2 protein-coding genes are annotated in these 1,194 nt (G+C 44.6%); both read right to left on the bottom strand.

The features are described from left to right. Nucleotides 1-167: 167 nt before the first annotated feature. The gene (locus RIG68_RS01400) at nucleotides 168-710 is read right to left on the bottom strand and encodes a hypothetical protein (protein ID WP_350117966.1); all 543 of its coding nucleotides are present in this window, start codon (nucleotides 708-710) and stop codon (nucleotides 168-170) included. A 26-nt stretch (nucleotides 711-736) separates the two neighbouring features. Next, nucleotides 737-1,153: a hypothetical protein gene (locus RIG68_RS01395; RefSeq protein WP_350117965.1), complete on the bottom strand. Its 417-nt coding sequence runs from the start codon at nucleotides 1,151-1,153 to the stop codon at nucleotides 737-739. Between the last annotated feature and the right edge of the window lie 41 nt (nucleotides 1,154-1,194).

The raw sequence follows: 1,194 nt of genomic DNA, 5'->3' as shown, positions 1-1,194 counted from the left end.
AACGCCTCGGTAAAATGAGTGTGGGAGTTTTATGCAGCTCCACTTCCACTACATCTTAGCCACGCCGATGATAAAATTAAAATTTGTGGCGGACAATCCAAGCCAACTGACCTTTAACAACCAGTGAAGCCCACATTCATTTTTACCGCTGTGTTGTGCGTATCTTTTCATTTACTTTTATCGAGACCGGAATCTCGAAGAAACTTCTTGGGGTCAGCGACAAAATTGGCAGCATTCGACTTCGCCAGTAGCTTCCCGAGTTCATGTCTACTTGGGATTTTGATGTTACCTTTTCTGTCTGACAATAGATAGTTTCTTGAGGTACATATTTCAAGCACCAAGCTGATAAAATCCTCATCAAGTTCTCTTAGATCAATTCGGCATCCAAAACTTTCTACGCATTTGTCGTCGCCAAAACTCAGAGTAAGATCGTTGGTGTCTTCATTTCCCCAACTGAAAACATCGGCGACGTCTTTCAGCCAATTCACTTCGGGGAGTTTGAACGACAGCTCAGCGATCAGTTGATTGAAGTCATTTCGCTTTTTGTGCATCCAAAATATAGCCCTTGGGTCGCCATGGTGGTCCGCAGAGGAGTCCTGATGGGCTGACGCTGGAAGATAGGTGTCTGGGAGTTTGTCGGGAATTGTGCCCAACTCGGACATCAGTCCATCGGCCGATAAAAAATCAATATTGCATTGCCAGGTAGCCACGTTCTCACAGTTTTGTCTACGATATATCAAAGATGACTCCGTTCTTTCTCGGATTCAGTCATCAGCTCGGTCGGAATTTTATCAAGCACATGTTTGGGTAGTCCAGGCACACTCTTCTCAAAGACTTTGATATTGTCTTTCCAGATCGACACGAATTCCCAGTACGCTAAGAAAAACTTTCCACGATGAACGAATTCCATCCACCCATCTACGATTAGTTTTCCAGAGCCATCAAATACCATTAACCCCGAGAAATTCTCTAGGCGGCCATCTAAGTAGGAACCGTCATGCCCTTCGATACAGCTTTGAGACCAATCAAATTTTAAGTCTTTGTTGAACAGCCCATAGTGTCCAAGATCCTGTAGCAATTGACTTTCAACCAAAGCCCGGAGCTGTGGCCCCATGATTGTCGAAAGTCCAAGGTCAGTATGATCAGCACTCATTGTCTAGGAGTATTACGCACAACGCCTCGGTAAAATGAGTG

Source organism: Imperialibacter sp. (genome assembly GCF_040222385.1).
Classification (GTDB): domain Bacteria; phylum Bacteroidota; class Bacteroidia; order Cytophagales; family Cyclobacteriaceae; genus Imperialibacter.
Note: the sequence above shows the minus strand (reverse complement) of the source record. Positions and strands in the feature narration are given on the sequence as shown.